Consider the following 1,636-nt stretch of genomic DNA (forward strand, 5'->3'; position numbering starts at 1 on the left):
GCGTCAGCACGATGTCCTCCGTTGATCCGGGCCTTGAGCCCTCAAAGAAGACTGACGTGTGCTGGCGCTCGCGGTCGGCATCGAGAGCGATCACTTGATCACCGATGATGATCGTGGTCCAAGCCCCCTGCGGGGGCTACCTCTTACGTGCTCGGGAGCCACCAGCTCTGATCAAGACCGAGGGCCCCGCAGGTCGCTGGGGTCATGAACGGCTAATCGGATGTCGGGCCATCGAGCCCTTCCATTAGAGAGACGCATGCCCTGCACGGCTGTGACCAGCCACAACACAGGTTCGATGAGAAAGTGTGAGGCGAGTGAAGGCGTTCTGCGGCATCGACTGGGCCAGCGACCACCACGACATAGCCGTCGTCGACGAAACGGGTTCGCTGCTGGCTCGTGCTCGCATCGATGACTCCGCGGAAGGGCTCGCCCAGCTGCTTCAGATGCTCGCCGAGCACGGCGATAGTCCGCAGGGCCCCATCCCGGTGGCCATCGAGACCTTCCGCGGACTTCTGGTCGCCTGTCTTCGGGCAACCGGCCGCCCCGTCTACGCCATCAACCCGATGGCCGCCGCCCGATACCGGGACCGTCACACGGTCTCCCGGAAGAAGTCCGATCACCTGGACGCCATGGTGCTGGCGAACATTCTCCGCACCGACGCCGCTGCGCACCGCATGCTTCCCGCCGACTCGGAGGTGGCCCAGGCCGTCGCGGTCCTTGCCCGTGCCCAGCAGGACGCCGTATGGGACCGAACCCAGGCCGGCAACAAGCTGACCTCCCACCTGCGCGAGTACTTCCCCACTTACCTGACCGCCGTCGGGCACCGCCGCGAGGGCATCTATCACCCCATAGCCCGGGAGGTCCTGGCCGCAGCGCCCACTCCGCGCCAGGCTGCCAAGCTGACCCGGCCGCAGCTGCGGGCCGTACTGAAGAAGGCCGGCCGCAAGAACACCATCGACAGGGAGGTCGAGCGTCTGCACAGCGCGCTTCGCGCAGTGCAGATGCGTCATCTTCCCTTGGTCGAGGAGGCCATGGGGCGCCAGTCACTCGCGCTGCTTCGGCAGTTGGAAGCCGCGTGCACGAGCGCCGACGATCTTGCAGAGGCTGCGGTGGAAGCGTTCGAGGCACACGCTGATGCCGAGATCATCATCAGCTTCCCAGGGCTGGGTCCGCTCAGCGGAGCTCGGGTTCTTGCTGAGATTGGCGACGACAGGACTCGGTTCGCCGACGCCAGAGGTCTGAAAGCGTACGCGGGTTCCGCACCGGTCACCCGGGCTTCCGGCAAGAGTGTGTCCGTCGCGGCCCGCAGGGTGAAGAACCAGCGGCTGGCCCGCGTCGGCTACATGTGGGCCTTCTCAGCGATGGCCCATTCAGACAGGGCACGGGCTCACTACGACCGCCGACGTGAGGCCGGAGATCGGCACACGGCCGCTCAGAGGAACCTCTTCAACCGGATGATCGGCTGCCTCCACTACTGCCTCACTCACCGTGTCCCGTTCAACGAGACCGTAGCCTTCCCGACCTCGCAAGAACCACGTTTCGCCCTCGCCGCTTGACACGTTCTTCGCATCGGATGTCTTCTTGCCGGCGTCGATGCCCCGGCTGGTCTCGGCGACGTTTGCCGAGGTCTTCACAC

Annotated in this window: 1 protein-coding gene; it reads left to right on the forward strand. The window is 65.6% G+C overall.

Annotation, left to right across the window (positions count from 1 at the left end; all coding sequences use genetic code 11):
* Nucleotides 1-314 precede the first annotated feature (314 nt).
* Entirely contained in the window at nucleotides 315-1,556 is a 1,242-nt protein-coding gene (locus ACFW2E_RS46490; protein ID WP_384478125.1) for an IS110 family transposase, read from the forward strand.
* Nucleotides 1,557-1,636: the final 80 nt, after the last annotated feature.

Origin of the sequence: Streptomyces sp. NPDC058964, from assembly GCF_042741275.1 — a bacterium.
Classification (GTDB): domain Bacteria; phylum Actinomycetota; class Actinomycetes; order Streptomycetales; family Streptomycetaceae; genus Streptomyces.